We start from the raw sequence: 22450 nt of genomic DNA, 5'->3' as shown, positions 1-22450 counted from the left end.
GATGACATGCGCCTTTTCCTTGCCGCCCTGGGAGTGACGATCCTCGCCTGCCCGCCCGGTTTCGGGGCGGCGGCGGAGCCCGCGCGCCCGGCCCCCTTCGAAGCCACCGACGAGGCCGTCCGGCGCGATTCGGCCGGCCGCCTCGATTTCCCCCAGGAGTGGGACCGGCCGCCGCAGGGCGTCTTCCGCGACCGCCCGGGCAATCCGCCACCCTACGGGTTCGGGCCCGCCGACGACGCCTCGCCCAAGCCGCCGGCCCCGGCCATGCCCCTGCGGCGGGAAGCGCCGACCCTCGGGACCTAGAACGGGGGCTTCTCCGCCCCTTCGGGGATTGCCATTCGCCGCCCCAGGCCCCAAATTGCGGCGGGGACGGCCGGTTGCCGGCCGCGCCCTTCCCGCCGCGATCCTTCCCGGCCGCCCCGGCCCGTCGGATCGCACCGTCGCCGTTCCCGCTTCCGATGAGGCCCCCATGCCCTACGTTGCCGCCGCCAACCGCTACGACTCGATGACCTACAACCGCTGCGGGGCCAGCGGGCTCAAGCTGCCGGCGCTTTCGCTGGGCTTATGGAACAGCTTCGGCGGCGCCGATTCCTTCGAGAGGGCGCGCGCCATCCTGCGCGCCGCCTTCGATTGCGGCGTCACCCATTTCGACCTCGCCAACAACTACGGGCCGCCGGCCGGCTCGGCCGAGGAGACCCTGCGCGAAATCCTGCGCAAGGATTTCGCCGGCCATCGCGACGAACTGATCGTCTCGACCAAGGCCGGCTATCCGATGTGGGAGGGGCCCTACGGTCAGTGGGAATCGAAGAAGCACCTGGTGGCCAGCCTCGACCAGAGCCTGGCCCGCCTGGGGCTCGATTACGTCGACATCTTCTATTCGCACCGCTTCGACCCCGAGACGCCGCTGGAGGAGACCATGGCGGCGCTCGACCTCATCGTGCGCCAGGGCAAGGCGCTGTACGTCGGGATTTCCTCCTACTCGGCGGCCAAGACGCGGGAAGCCGCCGACATCCTGCGCGGGCTGGGCACGCCCTGCATCATCCACCAGCCGTCGTATTCGATGTTCAACCGCTGGATCGAGGAGGACGGGTTGCTCGACGTGCTGGAGGGGGAAGGCATGGGCTGCATCGCCTTCTCGCCGCTGGCCCAGGGCATGCTGACCGACAAGTACCTGAAGGGCATCCCCGCCGACTCGCGGGCCGCCAGCGGCAAGCCCTTCATGCCCAAGGACTATATCTCGGACGAGGCCCTGGCCAGGATCCGCGCGCTCAACGACATCGCCAGGCGGCGCGGCCAGACCCTGGCCCAGATGGCGCTGGCCTGGGCGCTGCGCGACAAGCGCGTCACCACGGTGCTGATCGGCGCCAGCCGGCCCGAGCAGATCGTCGAGAACGCGAAGGCGCTCGAAAATCCCGCTTTCGCCGCCGCCGAACTGGCCGAGATCGACCAGTTCGCGGTCAACCTCGGCATCAACCGCTGGGCGGCCTCGAGCAGCCACAAGTAGGAACGACGGGATAGAAAGAAGCCGAGGGGGGCGCCCCGCCCCCATCCTGGCACGGCCCTTGCGCTGTCTTGATCCATACCCCCTTCGCCAGCGAGACAGCGACCATGGATCACGCCATCCTCAAATACATGCATCTGGCCGGAGACGTGTGGATCTACCTGGACAACCACGCCATCCGCAAGGCGACGGGGGCCGAGATCGCGCGCATCATCGATCACGACCCCGAATTCGCTTTGCATTTTGCATCGCAAAACACGCTGGAGCCGCCGATGTTTAGGGCCCGCGTCATTCCGCTGCAGGGCCTCGAACAGCCCAACTGACGGCCCCGCCAAAGGGAAGCCGTTAGAGCAGCCCCAGCGTCTTGAACGAGTTGTGGCCGCGCCGCCCGATGATGACGTGATCGTGCAGCTGGATGCCGAGCTTTTCCCCGGCCTCCTTGACTTCGCGCGTCATGGCGATGTCGGCGGCCGACGGCGTGGGGTCGCCGCTGGGGTGGTTGTGGACCATGATGACGGCGGTGGCGCCCAACTCGAGGGCCCGTTTCACCACTTCGCGCGGGTAGACCGGGGTGTGGTCGACGGTGCCCCTCTGCTGCACCTCGTCGGCGATCAGCTCGTTGCGGCGATTGAGGAAGAGCACGCGGAAATGCTCGTTGGCCTCGTGCGCCATGCTGGCCCGGCAATAGGCCAGGAGCTTGGTCCACGAGCCGATGACCGGGCGCGCCATCACCTCGTCCCGGGCCAGGCGCAGCGCGGCGGCCTGCACCACCTTGAAGGTGGCGATGACGCCGTCTCCGACCCCTTCCACCTCGGCCAGCAGGGCCGGCGGCGCCGCGATCACCCCGGCGAACGAGCCGAAGCGGGCCAGCAGCGTTTTCGCCAGCGGCTTCATGTCGCGCCGCGGCTGGGCGGAAAACAGCACCAGTTCCAGAAGCTCGTAGTCGGGCATGGCGTCGGGCCCCGCCGCCATCAGGCGCTGGCGAAGGCGCCCCCGATGCCCGACGTGGTGCGGCGTCTCGGCCATGGCGTTTCTAAGCGTCGTAGGGCGGCTTGTGCAGGCCGGCCGGGGAGAGCGTGAAGATCTCGCAGCCGGTGGGGGTGACGCCGATGGAATGCTCGAACTGGGCCGACAGCGAGCGGTCCTTGGTGACCGCCGTCCAGCCGTCCTTGAGGATCTTCACGTCGTAGCGCCCGGCGTTGATCATCGGCTCGATGGTGAACAGCATGCCGGCCTCCAGGATCTCGCCCTCGCCGGGGCGGCCGAAGTGCATGACGTTGGGGGCGTCGTGAAACACCCGACCCAGGCCGTGGCCGCAGAAATCGCGCACCACCGAGCAGCGCTCGCCCTCGGCATAGCTTTGGATGGCGTGGCCGATGTCGCCCAGGGTGGCGCCGGGGCGCACCGCGTGGATGCCGCGCCACATCGATTCGAAGGTGACGTCGATCAGGCGGGCCGCCTTGAGGGCCGGCTTGCCGGCCGTGAACATGCGGCTGGTGTCGCCGTACCAGCCATCGAGGATGACGGTGATGTCGATGTTGACGATGTCGCCGTCGCGCAGCCGCTTCTCGCCGGGGATGCCGTGGCAGACCACGTGGTTGATCGAGGTGCAGGTCGACTTGGGGAAGCCGCGGTAGTTGAGGGGGGCGGGAATGGCGCCGTGGGCCACGATGAACTGGTGGCACAGGCGGTCGATTTCCTCGGTGGTCACGCCCGGCCTGACGTGGGGCGCGATCATGTCGAGAGTCTCGGCGGCCAGCCGTCCGGCCCGGCGCATGCCGGCGAAGGCTTCGGGCCCATGGATCTTGATGCTGCGGCGGGCGTTATGCATGGTGTTCGACCGGTAGCGTTCCTGCAGGGGCGGGATCATTCTAGCGCACCCTACCCCGTCGTTGGCCTAGAATTCCAGAGGGATCGGCCGGTCGATGGTGATTTCGAAGGGCGACAGCCGGCAACCGTAACAGAGCGTCTCGACGCCGGCGGCCCGGGCCTTGGCCAGTCCGGCGGCATAGAGCGGGTCGATGTCCCCGGCCACCGCGAAGCGCCGGCAGTCGTCGCGCTGGGCCAGGAACAGCATGACCGCGCGATACCCTTGGGCCTTCATGGCCGCCAGCTCGTCGAGGTGCTTGGCGCCGCGGACGGTGACGGCGTCGGGGAACTCGGCGGCGCCGGCGGCGGTGAGGTCGCGGCGCATGGTCACGTTCTTGACCTCGACGTAGCAGGGCGGGCGGCCGTCCGCTTCCAGCAGCAGGTCGATGCGCGAATTGCGGCCGTACTTCACCTCGCGGCGCACCACGGTATAGCCGGCCAGTTCCGGCAGCAGGTTGGCGGCCACCGCCTCGGCGGCCAGCAGGTTGGGATGCTGGGTGTTGATGCCGACCAGCCCGTCGCCGATGCGGATCATCTCCCAGGTATAGCGCAGCTTGCGCTCGGGGTTGCGGGCGGGGGACACCCACACCTCGGCGCCGGGGGTGTTGACGCTCAGCATCGAGCCGGAATTGGCGCAATGGGCGACGATGGCCTCTCCCGAGTCGAGCAGGACGTCGGCGAGAAACCGCTTGTAACGCCTGACCAGGGTGCCTTTCAGCAGGGGATCTGTGAACTTCATGGCGCAAACATGGGGGGCCGGGGGCGTTTCGGCAACTGCCTCAGCGCGGACGGGCCTTGTCGCCGGCCGGGATCTCGGGGACGCCCAGGGCGTCGGCCAGGCGGGCCTTGGCGCTGCCCGGCCGGGCCGGCTTCTGCTGCGAAGGATGGGGCGCCCAGGCGGTGAGATAGATGACCTCGAAGGTCGCCGGCACGCGGCCGTCGGCGGCGGCGAACAAGGACTGGTAGCGCTTTGCGGCGGCGGCCAGCGTGGCCCGCCGGGTGGGGGTCCGGCGCCGGGCCAGCGCGGCGTTGGCCTCGCCCATGCCGCGCAGGTCGGCCATCAGCTTCAAGGGGTCGGCGTAGGAGACGGTCAGCGTGTCGGAATCCGCCACCGGCAGGGCGAAGCCGGCCCGCTGGAGCAGGTTGCCGGCGTCGCGCACCTCGGCCAGCGGCGACACCCGGGGGCTGAGGCCGCCTTCCTGGGCGATCTCGGCCTCGGCCAGCGCCTGGCGCAGCTCGCGGCAGGTGGCGCCGCCGAACAGCGCGCCGAGGAACAGGCCGTCGGGCCTGAGCGCGCGGCGGATCTGCACCAGGGCGCCCGGCAGGTCGTTGACCCAATGGAGCGAAAGGTTGCTGAGCACGAGGTCGAAGACGCCCTCGGCGAAGGGCAGCCGCTCCTCGTCGGCGGCCAGCGCCAGCGGGCCGGCCCGGCGGGCCATCGCTTCCGACAGGTCGCAGGCCACCAGCGTCTCGATGCCGCCGCGCCCGGCCAGCCGCCCGGCCAGGATGCCGGTATGGCAGCCGAGATCGAGCGCCATGGGGAACCGCCGGGTGACGTCGTCCAGGCGGTCGGCCAGGCGCTCGCCCACCTCGGCGAACAGGAAGTCGAAGCTCTCCAGCCCCTTGGCCGCGCGCTCGCGATGCAGGCGCACGGTCCGGCGGTCGAAGACGGTCATCGGGTCGGCCATGAAGGGGCGTCGCTCCGGGGTCGCTGCGGTTTGCCTAGATATAGTATCATCGGCGCGGGCGCACGCCCGCAATGACGCAAAGGGGCCGGCGGTGGACGCGATTCCTTCGGGGGAGCAGGCGAGGGGCGGGAGGCGGGGCGGCCTGGCCGGCCGCTGGCTGGGATCGCTCGTCGACGTCCTGTTGCCGCATCGCTGCCTGGGCTGCGGGGCCCTGGTCGACGCCGCTGGCGTGCTGTGCGCCGCCTGTTGGGGCGACGTCACCTTCGCCGGCCCGCCCTGCTGCGAGGCCTGCGGCCTGCCCTTCGACTACGACGCCGGCCCCGGCCTGCTGTGCGGGGCATGCACCGCCCATCCGCCGCCGTTCCGCCGGGCGCGGGCGGCCATGATCTACGGGCCGGCCAGCCGGCGCCTGATCCTCGGCTTCAAGCATGGCGACCGCACCGAGGCGGCGCCCGCCTTCGCCCGCTGGATGGTGCGCGCGGGGGCCGATCTGATCGCCGAGGCCGACGTCATCGTGCCGGTGCCGCTGCACTGGACGCGGCTGTTCGCGCGGCGCTTCAACCAGGCCGCCCTGCTGGCCCACGCCATCGGCCGCGAGACCGGCCTGCCGGTGGCCCCCGACGCGCTGGTGCGCCGCCGTCGCACCCCCTCGCAAGGCCATCTCGGGCGCCAGTCGCGGCGACGCAACGTCGCCGGCGCCTTCGCGGTACCGCCCCGCCGGGCCGGCCGCATCGCCGGGCGCCGGGTGCTGCTGGTCGACGACGTGATGACGACGGGCGCCACGCTGGCCGCCTGCGCGCGCGGCCTGATGCGGGCCGGCGCCCAATCGGTCGACGCGCTGACCCTGGCCCGCGTCGGCGCGCCGGGCCTTTAGAAAGACGGAGAGGCGGCCTATATTAGCAAGATCGCAAGCACGCTCGGCCCGGCGATCTTGCCGGCACGGGTGCGTTCAGGAGAAAAAGACGTGGCCGATATCGAGATCTACACCAGCCCCTTCTGCCCGTTCTGTCACCGGGCGAAGGCGCTGCTCAAGACCAAGGGCGTGACCTTCAAGGAAATCGACGTGATGATGAGCCCCGGCAAGCGGGCCGAGATGACCGAGCGCTCGCACGGCCGCGAAACCGTGCCGCAGGTTTTCGTCGACGGCCGGCACATCGGCGACTGCACCGAGATCCACCAAATGGATGCCGCGGGCAAGCTCGACGCCGCGCTGAAGCTGGCCGGCCCGGTCTAGGCGGCGACTGCCTCACCAACACTTCCGCCGTCGTTCCCGCGTTCGCGAGGCGCGTCGGAACGGCCAATGCGGGAATCCAGGGCGACCGCTTCGTCGCTTGTCCTGGACCCGTTTGCGCGGGATGAACGAGGGAAAGGCAGGATGCTCTCCCTTTCGTCATTCCCGCGACCGCGGGAATCCAGGCGGAGCCGGGCCCTGGACTCCCGCCTTCGCGGGAGTGACGGGGAAGAATCGGGAGTGACGGGGAAGAATCGGGAGTGACGGGGAAGAATCGGGAGTGACGGGAAAGAACCGGGGGTGACGAGTAAGGGGCGGAGATTACGGCCGTAAAGGAGGGGGTTGCCGGCTAATCCGGTCCAGGATGTCCGCTCAGTCCGGTCCGGCCTCGACACGGTGGGGGGCGGGTTCGCCGTCGGCGCGGGCGCTGCGCCCGCGGTCGTTGACGGCGCAGATCCGCTGGATGACGCCGGGCAGCGGGCCGCTTTCGATCCGCCCGTGCTCGTAGGCGACGATCTGCAGCCGGCCGCCGACGGCGTCGATCAGTTCGCCGCTCCGCAGCAGGTGGTCGGGATTGCGCGGCCGCGAGAAGGCCTCGTTGCCCCTGGCGAAGGTTTCGTAGATCAGCACGCCGCCCTCGGCCAGGCCGTCCAGCAGGTGGGGGAACAACGGCCGGTAGAGGTAGTTGACGACGACGATGCCGTCGAAGCGCTGGCCGGCCAGGGGCCAGGCGCCGCCGTCCTCGAGATCGGCTTCGATCACCTGGGCCCGCGGCGAGGGGGCGAGGTCGGCGACGGCGGAGACGTCGCGATCCAGCGCCACCGCGAAACAGCCGCGTTCGATCAGGTAGCGGGCATGCCGGCCGTTGCCGCAGGCGAGGTCGAGCACCCGGCCCCCGGCCGGGATCAGCGGCGCGAACCGCTTGACCCATGGCGAGGGCGCGGTGATCTTCAAATGACGATGGCCGATGGGGGTGTCGGGGGAATTAACCATTTTTTCGGCGGAAGGCGCTACACTCGGCGTGGTCATGAAACGGATCTAGCAAACGAAGATGATTCTTTACCAGCTAAAGTGTGGCGCTGGCCACCAGTTCGAAGCGTGGTTCCGCGACGCCGCCGCCTACGACTCGCAAAGCGCCGATGGCGAGATCGGTTGCCCGCTGTGCGGCGACACCGCCATTTCGAAGGCGCCGATGGCGCCCTACGTGGCCAAGGGCGCGGCCAGGACCGGCTCGATGGAAGAGAAGGCCAACGAGGTGGCCCAGCAGATCTTCCAGGCCGCCGAAAGGCTGCGCCGTCATGTCGAGGAGAATTGCGACGACGTCGGCGAGCGCTTCGCCGAGGAGGCCCGGCGCATCCACTATGGCGAGACCGACGAGCGCGGCATTTACGGCACCGCCACCGACGACGAGGCGACGGACCTGACCGACGAAGGCATCGAGTTCCACCGCGTCCGCTGGCCGAAGCGCAACGACTGATCCGTTTTCCCGCTTCCCCCTAATCCGTCCTGCCCCGGCATCAGTTCCTACGGGATTCACGCATCTCGGTTGGTAGCGAAAGCCGCATAAATTCGCCCTCTCCGCCGCACGGCGGGGGAGAGGGAGGGGACCCATCGCGCCAGCGATGGGGAGGGTGAGGTGGAGGTGCCACCGTCGTGTTCGCGGGGGAATGCCCGAAATCCCCACCTCACCTCCCTTGATCCGGCTCCGCTGGACCGACCCTCTCCGCCCCCAGGGGGCGGAGAGGGAGATGAGCACGGTGTCCGAGATGTGTGCATCCCGTAGGGCGTCAGCCCGGGCATCCAGCCTGCCTGCGCCCTATTGGATTGCCCGGGCTTCGCCGGGCAATAACGACGAGGAGGAACGCGAATTTGTGCCTAGGCGCGGACCCCGAAGGCCAGGTAGTTGACGGCGAGGTCCGGGCCGTAGGACCAGCGGTCGGCGAGCGGGTTGTAGATCATTCCCTTCAGATCGGCGATGGCGACGCCGGCGGCGCCGAGGCCGTCGGCCAGTTGCGAGGGCCGCACGAACTTGCGCCAGTCGTGGGTGCCCACCGGCAGCCAGCGCAGCACGTATTCGGCCGCCACCTTGGCCAGCGCCAGCGACTTGAGCGTGCGGTTGACGGTCGAGATGACCATGGCGCCGCCCGGGCGCAACAGCCCGGCGGCCGCCGCCAGGAAGGCATCGAGGTCGGCCACGTGCTCCACCACGTCCATGGCCAGCACCACGTCGTAGCGGGATGGGGCGGTGGCGGCGAAGTCTTCGGGCACGGCGTGGCGATAGTCGATGGCCAACCCCGACTGCTCGGCGTGAACCCTGGCCACGGCGATCGACTTTTCGCCGGCGTCGATGCCGGTGACCCGGGCCCCCAGGCGGGCCATCGGTTCGCTCAAAAGACCGCCGCCGCAGCCGATGTCGAGAAGGGTCAGGCCGTCCAGCGGCCGGTCGGCCAGCGGGTCGCGCCCGAAATGGCCGGCCACCGAATCGCGGATGTAGCCGAGCCGGGTCGGATTGAGGTGGTGCAGCGGCTTGAAGTCGCCGTCGGGGTCCCACCAGGCGTCGGCCAATCCGGAAAACCGAGCGATTTCCTCGGGGGAGGCCGTCGACGCGGCGGAAGGTCGGTATTCGTGAGCCACAGAAAACTCCCGGTCCAGGGCAAGAGGCGCCCTTGCCTCTTCTAGCCATTATGAATATAAAATCGCGCGCTGCGCTACACACGGCTCTGTTGAAATCTTTTGGCCGAAGGGCTGCCGGGCGCGCAAGAACCACTGGTATGCGGCAGGGAGCGTCGTTCATGGCCCGTATCGTCAAGAAATTCGGCGGCACATCGGTCGCCGACGTCGAAAAAATCCAAAATGTGGCCCGGCGCATCAAGAAAGAGGTCGATGCCGGCAACCAGGTTGCCGTGGTCGTGTCGGCCATGGCCGGGGTGACCAACCAGCTGGTCAAATACGTCGACGACATCAACCGCCTGCACGACGCCCGCGAGTACGACGTGGTGGTGGCTTCTGGCGAGCAGGTCACCTCCGGGCTGACCGCGCTGGCGCTCCAGAAACTGGGCGTGCCGGCCCGCTCGTGGCTGGGCTGGCAGCTGCCGGTGCATACCGATGGCGTGCACGGCAAGGCGCGGATCGCCGACATCGACTCGGAGGAAATCATCCGCCGCATGGAGCAGGGCGAAGTGGCGGTGGTCGCCGGCTTCCAGGGGATCGGCCCGGACGGGCGCGTCACCACGCTGGGACGCGGCGGCTCGGACACCAGCGCGGTGGCGCTGGCGGCGGCGATCAAGGCCGACCGCTGCGACATCCACACCGACGTCGACGGCGTCTACACCACCGATCCCCGGATCGTTCCCAAGGCGCGCAAGCTCAACAAGATCACCTACGAGGAAATGCTCGAACTGGCCTCGCTCGGGGCCAAGGTGCTGCAGACCCGCTCGGTCGAGCTGGCCATGAAGTACAACGTCCGCACGCAGGTCGTTTCGAGTTTTACCGATGAACCAGGCACGCTGGTCGTGAATGAGGACGAAATCGTGGAAAAAGAAATCATCAGCGGGATCGCTTACAGCCGGGACGAGGCCAAGATCACCCTGACGGGGGTGGCCGACAGGCCCGGGGTCGCCGCCGGCATTTTCGGCCCGCTCGCCGATGCCAGCATCAACGTCGACATGATCGTCCAGAACGTGTCGCTCGACGGCAAGACGACCGACATGACCTTCACCGTCGGCAAGACCGACCTGGAGCGGGCGCTGCTGACCGTCGAGGCCAAGAAGAAGGACCTCGGCTATTCGCAGGTGACCTCGGACCCCAAGGTGGTCAAGGTGTCGGTGATCGGCGTCGGCATGCGCAGCCACGCCGGCATCGCCCAGACGATGTTTACGGCGCTGGCCGAGAAGGGCATCAACATCCAGGTCATCTCGACCTCGGAGATCAAGGTCAGCGTGCTGATCGCCGAGGAATACCTGGAACTGGCCGTCCGGGCGTTGCACGACGCCTATGGCCTGAGCGGCGAGTGACCGCAAGCGAATGATGTTGCGCCCCCCCCGATCGAGACTGAATACGCTCTGGCGGCGGGGGTGCGACTTTCTGGGTTGCGACGTCGCCATCCTGGGCGGCGCCATGTCGTGGGTGTCGGAACGCCACCTGGTCGCCGCGCTTTCCAACGCCGGGGCGTTCGGCGTCATCGCCTGCGGGGCGATGAACCCCGACCTGCTCAGAACCGAAATCGCCGCCACCCAGGCGCTGACGGCGAAGCCCTTCGGCGTCAACCTGATCACGCTGCATCCCGAGCTGGATGCCCTGATCGAGGTGTGCGTCGAGCGGGGCGTGGGCCACGTGGTGCTGGCCGGCGGCCTGCCGCCGGGGACCGCCATCCGCCGGCTCAAGGAAGCCGGCATCAAGGTCGTTTGTTTCGCGCCGGCGCTGTCGCTGGCCAAGCGGCTGATCCGCAACGGCGTCGACGCCCTGGTCATCGAGGGGTCGGAGGCCGGTGGCCACATCGGCCCGGTGGTGACCAGCGTGCTGGCCCAGGAGATCCTGCCCCATGTGACCGAGGTGCCGGTCTTCGTGGCCGGCGGCATCGGGCGCGGCGAGGCGATCCTCGCCTATCTCGAGATGGGGGCGGCCGGCTGCCAGCTGGGCACGCGCTTCGTCTGCGCCACCGAATCGATCGCGCATCCCAAATTCAAGCAGGCCTTCATTCGCGCCGCGGCCCGCGACGCGCTGCCGACCATGCAACTGGACCCGCGCTTCCCGGTCATTCCGGTGCGCGCGCTGGTGAACGCCGGAACCCAGAAGTTCATGGAGACCCAGCGCGAGCTGATCGGCAAGGTCGACCGCGGCGAATTGGAGCAAAAGGAAGCCCAACTCGCCATCGAGCATTTCTGGGCCGGGGCGTTGCGCCGCGCCATCATCGACGGCGACGTCGAGAACGGCTCGCTGATGGCCGGCCAGAGCGTCGGCATGGTGACGCGGGAACAGCCGGTGGCCGAGATCCTGGCGGAACTGATGGCCCAGGCGGAAGCGGTCCTGGAAACCCGGGAAAAAGCCGGGGCGGCATAGCATGAGCGCGCGGTCGAAAATCACCCCGCGTCAGCTCCTGGCCCGGGCCCGCGATGTTATGGCGGGCGCCGGAAGCGGCCAGGACCGGCTGAACCGCATGGTGTCGCTGATCGCCGGCGGCATGGGGGCCGAGGTGTGCTCGGTCTACATCCGCCGGGCCGGCGACGTGCTGGAACTGTTCGCCACCGAGGGCCTGAAGCAGGCCGCCGTGCACCAGACCCGCCTTCGGGTCGGCGAGGGCCTGGTCGGCGTCATCGCGGCGCGCACGCGGCCGCTGGCGCTGTCCGACGCCCAGCATCACCCGGCGTTCGTGTTCCGGCCGGAAACCGGCGAAGAGATCTATCATTCGCTGATGGGCGTGCCGGTCCTGCGCGGCGGCCGCGTGCTCGGCGTGCTGGTGGTGCAGAACCGCACCCGGCGGCGCTACGTCGCCACCGAAGTCGAGATCCTCCAGACCATCGCCATGGTGCTGGCCGAAATGATCGCCGGCGGCGAACTGGTCGGCGGCGAGGAGTTGGTGCCCACCGACGGCATCGCGGTGGCGCCGCTGCAGATCGCGGCGGCCCGCTTCCACCGGGGCATGGGCATGGGGCTGGCCGTGCTGGCCCGTCCGCACGTGCAGGTCAGCCGCCTGGTCGCCGAGGATATCGAGGAAGAGCACGCCCGGCTGCGCCAGGCCGTCGCCGAGATGCACGGCGCGCTGGACGCCCTGCTCAAGGACGAGACGCTTTCCAACGGCGGCGAGCATCGCGGCATCCTCGAAAGCTATCGCATGATCGCCGAGGATGCCGGCTGGCTGGGGCGCATCGGCGAGGCGATCGACGGCGGGCTGACCGCCGAGGCCGCCGTCATGAAGGTGCAGAACGACATCCGGGCGCGCTTGAGCCAGGTGTCGGACCGCTATCTGCGCGAACGCGTCCACGACCTCGACGACCTGGCGCAGCGGCTGATCAAGCATCTGGTCGGCGATGACGACCTGAATCCGCCGGTGCCGCTGCCCGAGGACGTGGTCCTGATCGCCCGCAACCTGGGGCCGGCCGAGCTGCTGGAATTCGACCGCTCGCGGCTGCGCGCCGTGGTGCTCGAGGAAGGCTCGCCGATGGCCCACGTGGCGATCATCGCGCGCGCGCTCGACATCCCGATGGTCGGCCAGGCCAAGGGCGTGCTGGCGCGCGTCGAGGAGGGCGATCCGCTGATCGTCGACGGCGACCACGGCAGCGTGCTGGTCCGCCCCAGCGAAAGCGTGCGCCAGTCCTATCGCGACAGCATCGTCGAGCGCGACCGCCGCAAGGCCAGCTATGCGGCGGTGCGCGACCTGCCGGCCCAGACCCGCGACGGCGTCAGGATCGAAGTGCACATCAACGCCGGCCTGCGCATCGACATGCCGCAGATCGCCGAAACCGGCGCCGACGGCGTCGGCCTCTATCGGACCGAAATTCCCTTCATGGTCCGCCACGACTTCCCCGACGTCGACACCCAGGCCGCCCTGTACGGCGAGATCCTGGAACAGGCGGACGGCAAGCCGGTGATCTTCCGGACCATCGACGTCGGCGGCGACAAGGTGCTGCCCTACTGGGACAGCTCGGCCGGCGACAACCCGGCCATGGGCTGGCGGGCCATCCGCATCTGCCTCGATCGGCCGTCCATCCTGCGCCATCAGTTGCGGGCGATGATCCTGGCCACCGCCGGGCGCGATCTTCGGATGATGTTTCCGATGATCGCCGAGATCGCCGAATACGACGCCGCGCGCCGCATGCTGGACATGGAACTCGACCGCATGCGCAAGCAGGGCAAGCCGATGCCCAAAAGCGTCCAGGTCGGCGCCATGCTGGAGGTTCCGGCCCTGGTCTTCCAGCTTCCCGGCATGCTGAAAAGGGTGGATTTCCTGTCGGTCGGCAGCAACGATCTGGTGCAATTCCTGTTCGCCAGCGACCGAGGCAACTCGCGCCTCGCCGACCGCTACGACCCCATCTCGCCGGCCGTGCTGAGGGTGCTTGGCGAAATCGTCACCCAGTGCGACGCTGCCGGCGTGCCGGTCAGCCTGTGCGGCGAGATGGCGGGCAATCCGCTGGACGCCATGGCGCTGATCGGGCTGGGTTTCCGGCGGCTGTCGATGGCGCCCTCCTCGGTCGGCCGCGTCAAGGCGATGGTCCGCAGCCTGACCCTCGCTCCCCTGACCGCCTATATGGAGAGAATTTCCGACGCCACCGATCACAGCGTCAGGGACAAGTTGCGCACGTTCGCGCAAGATCATGGAGTGATGATTTAAGTTAATGCCCTTTCTTGCTTGAATTTTCTTAATATTGGGGCAGAATGTGCCCCGGATAACAAGGCGAAACGCTGATCGTCCCAATACTTTCCCGCAGGGAGTTTTTGCAGGGATGCGAACGGGGGTTGGTTCGCGGGGGGCGACATTGTACCAAGGGGCCGAGATTGCAAGAATGCACGCTCGGCAAGGGACATTATGAACGCTGAGATCGGCCAGAATCACGGATACGAGCCCGGCGTCGGGGCGCTGCTTCGGGCTTCGCGATTACGGCGCGGCGAGGAGTTGCAGGATATCTCGGCCCTGCTGCGCATCCGCCATCCGTTCCTGGAGGCCATCGAGGACGGGCGCTATCAGGACCTTCCCGGCTCGGCCTACGCCATCGGCTTCGTGCGCACCTATGCCGAGCATCTGGGCCTCGACAGCGAAGAGGTGGTGCGCCGGTTCAAGGCCGAGGCCGAGAACCTGGAACGCCGCAGCGATCTGGTCTTTCCCTCGCCCATCGCCGAGCGCAGCACGCCGGGCGGCGCCATCATCTTCGTCGGCATCCTGATGGCGGCCGTGGCGTATGGCGCCTGGTATCTGGGAACCTCCAAGCACTCCCTTTTCGACGATCTCGTCTCGCCGCTGCCCGACCGCCTGACCGCGATGATCCGCGGCGACGGCGACGCCCCGGCCACCGCTCCCGCTCCCGCCGCCGTTCCGCCGGACACGGCGAGCGGCGCCGCGACATCGGCCCCGGAAGCGCCGGCGCCCGCCGCTCCGGCGCCGGGGTCGGAGCCGGTCCCGCCGGCTGGCCAGACCGCCGCCCCGCCGGCCGAAACTCCGGCGCCGGCCGTCGCTCCCTCCGAGCCGCCGGCCAAGGCCGCGCCGGCCCCGTCGCCGCAGCCGCAGCCGCAGGTGGCCAGCAAGCCGGTGACGGCTCCTCCGCCCTCGCCGACGCCGGCCGCAGCCCCGGCTCCGGCGTCTCCCGCCGCGCCGACGGCCGCTCCGGCCGAACCGTCGCCGCCGCCGGTGGCGCGGGTCGAGCCGCCGGCAAACGCGCCGAGCGCGCCGGCCGTGCAGCCGGTCCGCCCGACGCCCCCGGCCCCGCCGGCGACGACGCCCCCGGCCGCCTCGGCGCCCGAAACGTCCGTTTCGCCGCCTGCGGCCCCGCCCGCGGCTCCGCCCGCCGCCCCGGCGACGGCGCCGGCCCAGCCGCCGGCGCCCCCGGCAGCGACGGCCGAAGGCCCCGCCGCGGCACAGCCCGCCACCCCGGCCGACGCGCCGGCGCCGGCCGCCATTCCGCCGCGGATCGTGGTCAGGGCCAAGCTGGACAGTTGGATTCAGGTTCGCGACGGCGTCGCCCGGCGGCTTCTGGTGACCCGCCTTCTCAGGGCCGGCGAAACCTATCCGGTGCCCAACCAGCCGAGCCTCAGCCTGCTGACCGGAAACGCCGGCGGGCTGGAAATCCTGGTCGACGGCCAGCCGGTGCCCGCCATCGGCGACGTCGGCACGGTGCGCCGCGACGTGACGCTGGAAGCCGACCGGCTGAAGGCGGGAACGGCCGTCGTCGATTGATCCGCTTCGGGCGGGTTTCCATATCTCCGGGGGACCTCGGCGGAAGGGGAGGGCGACTCCACCGTTGACCGCCGGGGCGCGGATGCGGCATTAAACGGCGGCGGCCTCCCGAGGGAGGCCGGCCATTTTGATGAACGGGCCCTGCGCATGAACGGCTACCAGCGACGGAACAGCGTTTCGGTCACCGTCGGCGGCGTGACCATCGGCGGCAACGCGCCGATCGTCGTGCAGTCGATGACCAACACCGACACCGCGGACGCCGAGGGAACGGCGGCCCAGGTGGCGGCGCTGGCCCGCGCCGGCTCGGAACTGGTGCGCGTCACGGTGGACCGGCCCGAGGCGGCCGCCGCAGTACCGCGCATCCGCGACATCCTCGACGCCCAAGGCGTCGCCGTGCCGCTGATCGGCGACTTCCATTACGTCGGTCACAAGCTGCTCACCGATCATCCGGCCTGCGCCGAGGCCCTGGCCAAGTACCGCATCAACCCCGGCAACGTCGGCTTTCGCGAAAAGCGCGACCGGCAGTTTTCGACGATGATCGAACTGGCGATGCGCTATGGAAAGCCGGTGCGCATCGGCGTCAACTGGGGCAGCCTGGATCAGGAACTGTTGGCCCGCCTGATGGACGAGAACGCCAAGTCGGCGCAACCCAAGCCGGCCGAGGCGGTGATGCGGGAAGCCCTGGTGGTGTCGGCCCTCGACAACGCGGCGCGCGCCGAGGAACTGGGCCTGGGGCGGGATCGCATCGTGCTGTCGTGCAAGGTCAGCAACGTGCAAAGCCTGGTCGCCGTCTATCGCAACCTGGCGGCGCGCGGCGATTACGCCCTGCATCTGGGCCTGACCGAGGCGGGCATGGGCTCGAAGGGCATCGTCGCCTCGACGGCGGCGCTTTCCGTGCTGTTGCAGGAGGGCATCGGCGACACCATCCGGGTATCGCTGACGCCGGAGCCGGGCGGCGCCCGCACCCAGGAAGTGGTGGTCGCCCAGGAGATCCTGCAGACCATGGGCTTCCGCTCGTTCGTGCCGCAGGTGACGTCGTGCCCGGGTTGCGGGCGGACCACCAGCACGGTGTTCCAGGAACTGGCCGACCGCATCCAGACCTTCGTGCGCAAGCGCATGCCCGAGTGGCGGCAACGCTATCCGGGCGTCGAGAGCATGAACCTGGCGGTCATGGGTTGCATCGTCAACGGGCCGGGCGAAAGCAAGCACGCCGACATCGGCATCAGCCTGCCCGGCACCGGCGAGGAGCCGGCGGCCCCGGTTTTCATCGACGGGCGCAAAACGGTGACGCTGCGCGGTGCCGGCATCGCCGACGAATTCCAGAAGATCGTCGAGACCTATATCGAAACGCGCTACGGGGCCGCCGCGGCGGACCCCGGCCAGAACACGGATCGCCGTGCCGATACGGCGGCCTCCCGGTAAACGGACCCAGAAAGCCCATGTCCTCGCTCAAGCCGGTTCGCGGCACCCGCGACATCCTCGCCGACGACATCCTGCGTCATCGCCATGTCGAGGAAACGGCCCGCGCCGTCGCCTCGCGCTATGGCTACGCCGAGATATCGACGCCGATCTTCGAATTCACCGAGGTCTTCGCCCGCACGCTGGGCGATACCTCGGACATCGTGACCAAGGAGATGTACACCTTCGAGGACAAGGGCGGCGATCGCATCACCCTTCGGCCCGAGGGCACGGCGGGGGTGGCGCGCGCCTTCATCTCGGAGGGGCTGGCCCAGAACCTGCCGCTGAAGTTCTTCTACCGTGGCCCGATGTTCCGCTACGAGCGCCCGCAGAAGGGCCGCCTGCGCCAGTTCCACCAGATCGGCGTCGAACTGCTGGGGGTGGTCAGGCCGCTGGCCGACGTCGAGGTCATCGCGCTGGGCGCCCATATCCTCGATGCGCTGGGTTTGGCCGGCAAGGTGGTGTGCGAGCTGAACAGCCTGGGCGACGGCGAAAGCCGCGACGCTTACCGCGCGCGCCTGGTCGACTATCTCAAGGATCACAAGGACCGGCTGTCGGCCGACAGCCGTGACAGGCTGGAGCGCAACCCCCTGCGCATCCTCGATTCCAAGGACGAGACCGACCGCGAAATCGTCGCCGGGGCGCCCCTGATGTCGGACAGCCTGAACGACGAGTCGCGGCGCTTCTTCGACGCCTTGCTCAAAGGTCTCGAAACGGCGGGGGTACCCTACAGGATCAACCCGCGCCTGGTGCGCGGGCTCGACTATTACTGCCACACCGCGTTCGAGTTCACCACCGATGCCCTGGGCGCCCAGGGTACCGTGCTGGCCGGCGGCCGCTACGACGGCCTGATCCGCCAGATGGGCGGGCCGCAGACGCCGGGGATCGGCTGGGCGGCGGGGGTCGAGCGGCTGGCCATGCTGGTCGAGGGGGCGCCGAAGGCGGCGCGCCCGCTGGTGGTGATCCCGATCGGCGAGGAGGCCGAGGAGCGGGCCTTCGCCGTGACCCAGGGGCTGCGCCGAGCCGGCTTTGCCGTCGATCTCGGATTTTCCGGCAATCTGGGCAAGCGGATGAAGCGGGCCAACGCGTTGAACGCCCGGGCCGCCGTCATCCTGGGCGGCGACGAGATGGCGCGCGGCGCGGCGGCCGTCCGCGACATGGATTCCGGCGAACAGGCCGAGGTGCCCTTGACGGTTCTGGAGGAACACCTCGGCCGCTTCCGATAGGGCGGCCATGGCCGAGGGAACACCCACGACGGCGCGGCCGATTGTCGTCGGCGCCAATCACCGGTCGAGTTCGCTGTCCCTGCGCGACCGTCTTTTCGTCGAGGATGCCGAACTTCCGGCCTTCCTGGCCCGCCTGCGCGTCGCCGGCCTCGGCGACGCCATGGTGCTGTCCACCTGCGACCGGGTCGAGGTGGTGGCTTTCCATGCCGATCGCGAGGCGGCCCGCCGCGCGGTGACGGCATTGATGGCCGAACGGGCCGGCATGGACGCCGCCGAACTGGCCGGCCAGCTTTACGTCCATTGGGACGCCGACGCGGTGCGCCACGTCTTCACCGTCACCGCCTCGCTCGACAGCCAGGTGATCGGCGAGCCCCAGGTGCTGGGCCAGGTCAAGGCCGGCCACCGCATCGCCCGGGAGGCGGCGATGACCGGCTCGGGGCTGGAGGCCCTGCTGCAGGCGGCCTATGGCGCCGCCAAGCGGGTGCGCAGCGAGACCGCCATCGGCGAGCGGCCGGTCTCCATCGCCGCCGCCGCCGTGCAACTGGCCCGCGACCTGCACGGCGACCTCCAGCGCTGCGCCGGCCTTTTGATCGGCGCCGGCGAGATGGGCGAACTGGTGGCCGGCGAACTTTTGGCCGGCGGCCTTGGCGACCTGACGGTGATCCACCCCACCGAGACGCGCGCCCAGGCCTCGGCGCGCGCGCTGAACTGCCATTTCGCGCCCTACGACAACCTGGTGTCGCGCCTGGCGGCGGCCGACGTGGTGCTGGCGGGGCTGGGCCGGCGCCAGCACGTGCTCACCGCCGACCTGGTGACGGCCGCCCTGCGCCAGCGCCGCCGCCGGCCGGTATTCATCGTCGACGCCGGCATCCCGGGCGACGTCGAGCCGGCGGTCAATCGCATCGACGCGGCGTTCCTCTATGACCTCAACGACCTCGAACGGGTGGCCATGGAGGGCCGCAGCAATCGCGAGGCCGAGGCCCGCGCCGCCTGGCGGATCGTCGACGCCGAGGTGGCGGCCTTCCTGCACGGCCGCGCCGAGCGCAAGGCGGCGCCGGCCCTGACCCGCCTGCGCGCCCATTTCGAGGCGGTGCGCGCCGGGGCGCTGGAAGACGCCGGTGGCGACGCCGAGCGGGCCACCCGGCTGCTGGTCAACCGCCTGCTGCACGGGCCCTCGCGGTCCCTGCGCGCGCTGGCTGCCAGGCGTCCGGGAGGCGAAGGCGGGGCGGCGCCGTTTGATCTTGCCGAGGCCGCGCGCACGCTGGATCATCTGTTCACGCTCGACGCCGGGGACGACGCGGACGGGGAACGGTCGGCGGCGGCGGACGATGCCGACGACGTCAAGGAAAGGTAGGAAGCCGTGAGTCTCGAAGAAAAGCTCGATCGCGTGGTCGCCCGGCACGAGGAACTGGGCCACCTGCTGGCCACCTCCGGCGCGGCGGGGGCGGCCGAGTTCGCGCGCCTGTCCCGCGAATACGCCGAACTGCGGCCGGTGGTCGAGGGCGTGCGCGAACTGCGCCGCGCCGAGGCCGAACTGGCCGACCTCGACGCGCTCAGCGAGGACGCCGCGGCGGACGCCGAGATGCGGGCCCTGGCCGAGGCCGAACGCCAGACCCTGAAGGAACGCCTGCCCGAACTCGAACATCGGGTCAAGCTGCTGCTGTTGCCCAGGGACGAGGCCGACGCCAAGAACGCCATCCTCGAACTTCGGGCCGGCACCGGCGGCGAGGAGGCGGCGCTGTTCGCCGCCAACCTGTTCCGCATGTACCAGCGCTACGCCGAGCAGCGCGGCTGGAAGTTCGAACTGATGCACCTCAACGAGACCGGCATCGGCGGCTACAAGGAGGCCATCGTCGCGGTGGCCGGGCGCGACGTTTTCGCCCGCCTCAAGTACGAATCGGGCGTGCACCGGGTGCAGCGGGTGCCGGAAACCGAATCCGGCGGACGCATCCACACCTCGGCGGCCACGGTGGCCGTGCTGCCCGAGGCCGAGGAGGTCGACATCCACATCGAGGAGAAGGACCTGCGCATCGACGTCTTCCGGTCCAGCGGGCCGGGCGGCCAGTCGGTCAACACCACCGACAGCGCGGTGCGCGTCACCCACCTGCCGACCGGCATCGTCGTCCAGCAGCAGGACGAGAAATCGCAGCACAAGAACAAGGCCAAGGCGCTGCGCGTGCTGCGCGCCCGGCTTTACGAGCACGAGCGCCAGAAGGTCGACGCCATGCGCTCGGCCAACCGGCGCAACCAGGTCGGTTCCGGCGACCGCTCCGAACGCATCCGCACCTACAACTTTCCGCAGGGCCGCGTCACCGACCATCGCATCAACCTGACGCTGCACAAGCTGGATCGGGTGATGGACGGCGAACTGGACGAGATCATCGACGCGTTGACCGCCGAGGATCAGGCGGCCCGCCTGTCGGAGGTCGATTGAGCAGGGCTCCCACCCGGCCGGGCGTGGTCACCGTCGGGGCTCTCCTCGCCGGTGCGGCAGGCCGCTTGGCCGAAGCGCGCGTGGAATCGGCCCGTCTCGACGCCCGGCTCATCGTCGGCATGGCGCTGGGCCTGGACGCCGCCGCCCTGCTGGCGCGCCGCGACGACGCCGTCGACGCCCTGGCGGCCCAGCGCGTCGCCGAGCTGCTGGGGCGCCGCGAACGCCGCGAACCGATGTCGCACATCCTGGGCGAGCGCGAGTTCTGGAGCCTGCCCTTCCGCGTCACCGCCGCCACCCTGACGCCGCGCCCCGACAGCGAGACCCTGATCGAGGCGGCGCTGGCCTGGGCGGCGGCGCGCGACTATCCCGGCGGCGCCGGGCTGCACGTGCTGGATTTCGGCACCGGCACCGGTTGCCTGCTGCTGGCCCTGCTCAGTGAATGGCCGGCGGCGGCCGGGACCGGGGTCGACATCAGCCCGGCCGCGCTTGCCGTCGCCCGCGACAACGCGCGCGCCCTGGGTCTGGCCGGCCGCGCCCGTTTCCTCGCCGGCGATTGGGGATGCGACCTTGCCGAGCGTTTCCAGGTGATCGTCGCCAACCCGCCCTACATCGCGGACGGAGACCTGGACAGACTCGATCCCGAAGTCGCCCGCTACGAGCCGAGGCTGGCCCTGGCCGGCGGCGCCGACGGGCTGGCTGCCTACCGGGCCCTGGCGCCGCACGTGCGTCGCCTGCTCGCCGACGACGGCGCCGCCTTCCTGGAGATCGGCCAGGGGCAGGCGGTGGAAGTGACGGCCATCCTGGCGGAGACCGGCTTGCGGGTGGTGACGTTCATGGCCGACCTCGGCGGAACCCCGCGTTGCCTGGTCGTTATCCGGCAGCGTCCTGAAAAATATTGAAAAAAAAGGTTGGAATACGCTGCAAACCTGTCTAGGTTGAGCCCCGCGGGCGGCTCCGTGAGCCGCCAAGGCTCGCGCCCCAGGGGCGCCAGCAAAAAACCTAATTCCATCACGCTGCCGTCGACGTTCGGTCGGCCGACAGCCGGCGAGAGTGTGCGGTCCGCGCGTGATTTGGAACACCGGTTCGTAAACCGATAAAACACAGGTGCCATGAAACACACGACAGGCCCCAGACGGGGACGCCCTCGTGGCAACGGAAAGCGATTTTCCCAAGGCGGCGGCGGCAAGAACCAGACCTTCGAAAGTTCGGGTCCGGAAGTCAAGATTCGCGGAACGGCGCAACAGGTCTACGAGAAGTACCTGTCCCTGGCCCGCGACGCGGTGTCGGCGGGCGATCGCATCGCCGCCGAGGGATATTTCCAGTTCGCCGACCACTACTATCGCCTCGTCAATGCCGCCAACGGCAATGGCCAGTCGCGCGGCGACCCGAACAACCGCATTCCGCCGCCGCCCGAATCGGCCGCCGGCCAGTTCGGCGATGACGGCGAATCCTCGGGTGCGTCCGATATGGGCGAGGACGAGGGCGAGGACGAGGACGGAAATTCCGCTTCGGAACGCGACGATCGCCAGGGCGAACCCTATCGCTCCCAGCCGCACCGCCCGGCCGACGAGTTTCGGCCGATGCGCCCGGCCGAGCCGGTGCAGCGCGAGCCGGTACAGCGCCCGGCCGACGAGTTTCGTCCGATGCGTCCGGCCGAGCCGGTGCAGCGCGAGCCGGTGCAGCGCCCGGCCGACGAATTCCGGCCGATGCGTCCGGCCGAGCCGGTGCAGCGGCCCCGTTTTGCCGAGGTGACGGCGGACGCCGCGCCCGCCCGCCAGGCGGCCGAACTGGCCGAGGCCCTGGCCCGCGCCGATGCCGACGAGTCCGTGGAGGCTGCCGAGCCGGCCCCGCAGGACGAGCCGGCGACGGCAAACGGCACCGGGACCGGACATCGCCGCGGCGAGCGTACGCTTGGCCTCGGCGGCCGGCGTACCCTGGCCCAGCGCTCGCAGAGCGGATCGCCCGAGGCGCCGGCCGAACCGGCGGCCGCTTCGGAGCCCGAAACCTCCGCCGCCACCGACACGCCCAGCGCCGAAAGCCGCGAAGGCGGCCTGTTCGGGCCCAAGCCGCTTCGCCGGCGGGTCCGCCGCGCCGCCCCGAAGAAGGAACCGGCCGGCGCGGACTGAACGCCCGCCCGGCCCTTCCCTTCGTAAGACTTC

The 22450-nt window shown here is 69.9% G+C and carries 22 protein-coding genes; 16 read left to right on the top strand and 6 right to left on the bottom strand.

Annotated features, from left to right (window positions below; all coding sequences use genetic code 11):
* Positions 1-6: 6 nt before the first annotated feature.
* From ODR01_RS21550 to ODR01_RS21540, 3 genes are all read left to right on the top strand, one after another.
* Positions 7-303: a hypothetical protein gene (locus tag ODR01_RS21550; protein ID WP_316979774.1), complete on the top strand. Its 297-nt coding sequence runs from the start codon at positions 7-9 to the stop codon at positions 301-303.
* A 166-nt stretch (positions 304-469) separates the two neighbouring features.
* The gene (mgrA, locus tag ODR01_RS21545; RefSeq protein WP_316979773.1) at positions 470-1504 is read left to right on the top strand and encodes an L-glyceraldehyde 3-phosphate reductase; all 1035 of its coding nucleotides are present in this window, start codon (positions 470-472) and stop codon (positions 1502-1504) included.
* 104 nt (positions 1505-1608) lie between these two features.
* Positions 1609-1824, top strand: a complete 216-nt coding sequence (locus ODR01_RS21540) for a hypothetical protein (protein ID WP_316979772.1) — start codon at positions 1609-1611, stop codon at positions 1822-1824.
* A gap of 22 nt (positions 1825-1846) precedes the next feature.
* Here the strand turns inward: ODR01_RS21540 and radC are convergent, their stop codons facing one another.
* The 4 genes from radC to ODR01_RS21520 all read right to left on the bottom strand — a co-directional run bounded on the left by radC (position 1847) and on the right by ODR01_RS21520 (position 5058).
* A complete protein-coding gene (radC, locus tag ODR01_RS21535; protein ID WP_316979771.1) occupies positions 1847-2527 on the bottom strand; it encodes a RadC family protein in 681 nt (226 codons plus the stop codon).
* Between the two features lie 7 nt (positions 2528-2534).
* Entirely contained in the window at positions 2535-3332 is a 798-nt protein-coding gene (gene map / locus ODR01_RS21530; protein ID WP_449441460.1) for a type I methionyl aminopeptidase, read from the bottom strand.
* Positions 3333-3398: 66 nt separating this feature from the next.
* The gene (gene sfsA / locus ODR01_RS21525) at positions 3399-4109 is read right to left on the bottom strand and encodes a DNA/RNA nuclease SfsA (protein ID WP_316979769.1); all 711 of its coding nucleotides are present in this window, start codon (positions 4107-4109) and stop codon (positions 3399-3401) included.
* 40 nt (positions 4110-4149) lie between these two features.
* Positions 4150-5058, bottom strand: a complete 909-nt coding sequence (locus ODR01_RS21520) for a methyltransferase domain-containing protein (protein ID WP_316979768.1) — start codon at positions 5056-5058, stop codon at positions 4150-4152.
* A 91-nt stretch (positions 5059-5149) separates the two neighbouring features.
* Between ODR01_RS21520 and ODR01_RS21515 the strand changes: the two genes are divergently transcribed.
* Positions 5150-5932, top strand: a complete 783-nt coding sequence (locus ODR01_RS21515) for a ComF family protein (protein WP_316979767.1) — start codon at positions 5150-5152, stop codon at positions 5930-5932.
* Between the two features lie 90 nt (positions 5933-6022).
* Positions 6023-6292, top strand: coding sequence for a glutaredoxin 3 (grxC, locus tag ODR01_RS21510; RefSeq protein WP_316979766.1), 270 nt, complete (start codon positions 6023-6025; stop codon positions 6290-6292).
* A 369-nt stretch (positions 6293-6661) separates the two neighbouring features.
* On the opposite strand, the gene ODR01_RS21505 is transcribed toward grxC, so the two are convergent.
* Positions 6662-7282, bottom strand: coding sequence for a class I SAM-dependent methyltransferase (locus ODR01_RS21505; RefSeq protein WP_316979765.1), 621 nt, complete (start codon positions 7280-7282; stop codon positions 6662-6664).
* 58 nt (positions 7283-7340) lie between these two features.
* Between ODR01_RS21505 and ODR01_RS21500 the strand changes: the two genes are divergently transcribed.
* Positions 7341-7766 carry a DUF1178 family protein gene (locus ODR01_RS21500; protein ID WP_316979764.1) on the top strand — a complete coding sequence of 142 codons (426 nt, stop codon included), beginning with the start codon at positions 7341-7343 and terminating at the stop codon, positions 7764-7766.
* Between the two features lie 398 nt (positions 7767-8164).
* Here the strand turns inward: ODR01_RS21500 and ubiG are convergent, their stop codons facing one another.
* Entirely contained in the window at positions 8165-8923 is a 759-nt protein-coding gene (gene ubiG, locus ODR01_RS21495; protein WP_316979763.1) for a bifunctional 2-polyprenyl-6-hydroxyphenol methylase/3-demethylubiquinol 3-O-methyltransferase UbiG, read from the bottom strand.
* A gap of 158 nt (positions 8924-9081) precedes the next feature.
* On the opposite strand from ubiG, the gene ODR01_RS21490 reads away from it, so the two are divergent.
* The 10 genes from ODR01_RS21490 to ODR01_RS21445 all read left to right on the top strand — a co-directional run bounded on the left by ODR01_RS21490 (position 9082) and on the right by ODR01_RS21445 (position 22417).
* The gene (locus ODR01_RS21490; RefSeq protein ID WP_316979762.1) at positions 9082-10302 is read left to right on the top strand and encodes an aspartate kinase; all 1221 of its coding nucleotides are present in this window, start codon (positions 9082-9084) and stop codon (positions 10300-10302) included.
* A gap of 10 nt (positions 10303-10312) precedes the next feature.
* Positions 10313-11347: an NAD(P)H-dependent flavin oxidoreductase gene (locus ODR01_RS21485; protein ID WP_316979761.1), complete on the top strand. Its 1035-nt coding sequence runs from the start codon at positions 10313-10315 to the stop codon at positions 11345-11347.
* A gap of 1 nt (position 11348) precedes the next feature.
* Complete coding sequence (ptsP, locus tag ODR01_RS21480; protein ID WP_316979760.1) at positions 11349-13616, top strand: phosphoenolpyruvate--protein phosphotransferase; 2268 nt, start codon at positions 11349-11351, stop codon at positions 13614-13616.
* Between the two features lie 195 nt (positions 13617-13811).
* On the top strand, positions 13812-15173 hold the full coding sequence (locus ODR01_RS21475) for a helix-turn-helix domain-containing protein (RefSeq protein WP_316979759.1): 1362 nt from the start codon (positions 13812-13814) through the stop codon (positions 15171-15173).
* Positions 15174-15320: 147 nt separating this feature from the next.
* Positions 15321-16595, top strand: a complete 1275-nt coding sequence (gene ispG / locus ODR01_RS21470) for a flavodoxin-dependent (E)-4-hydroxy-3-methylbut-2-enyl-diphosphate synthase (RefSeq protein ID WP_316979758.1) — start codon at positions 15321-15323, stop codon at positions 16593-16595.
* Positions 16596-16612: 17 nt separating this feature from the next.
* Positions 16613-17857 carry a histidine--tRNA ligase gene (hisS, locus tag ODR01_RS21465; protein ID WP_316979757.1) on the top strand — a complete coding sequence of 415 codons (1245 nt, stop codon included), beginning with the start codon at positions 16613-16615 and terminating at the stop codon, positions 17855-17857.
* A gap of 7 nt (positions 17858-17864) precedes the next feature.
* Positions 17865-19211, top strand: coding sequence for a glutamyl-tRNA reductase (gene hemA, locus ODR01_RS21460; protein WP_316979756.1), 1347 nt, complete (start codon positions 17865-17867; stop codon positions 19209-19211).
* Positions 19212-19217: 6 nt separating this feature from the next.
* Positions 19218-20291 (top strand): peptide chain release factor 1, encoded by a 1074-nt coding sequence (prfA, locus tag ODR01_RS21455; protein WP_316979755.1) that lies wholly within the window; start codon positions 19218-19220, stop codon positions 20289-20291.
* On the top strand, positions 20288-21190 hold the full coding sequence (prmC, locus tag ODR01_RS21450) for a peptide chain release factor N(5)-glutamine methyltransferase (RefSeq protein WP_316979754.1): 903 nt from the start codon (positions 20288-20290) through the stop codon (positions 21188-21190). The genes prfA and prmC overlap by 4 nt, the downstream gene beginning before the upstream one ends.
* 210 nt (positions 21191-21400) lie before the next feature.
* Positions 21401-22417, top strand: a complete 1017-nt coding sequence (locus ODR01_RS21445) for a DUF4167 domain-containing protein (RefSeq protein WP_316979753.1) — start codon at positions 21401-21403, stop codon at positions 22415-22417.
* Positions 22418-22450: the final 33 nt, after the last annotated feature.

It is taken from the genome of Shumkonia mesophila, assembly GCF_026163695.1.
GTDB classification, from domain to species: Bacteria; Pseudomonadota; Alphaproteobacteria; order Rhodospirillales; family Shumkoniaceae; genus Shumkonia; species Shumkonia mesophila.
The sequence above is the reverse complement of the archived record's forward strand: the minus strand, read 5'-3'. Positions and strand labels throughout refer to the sequence as shown.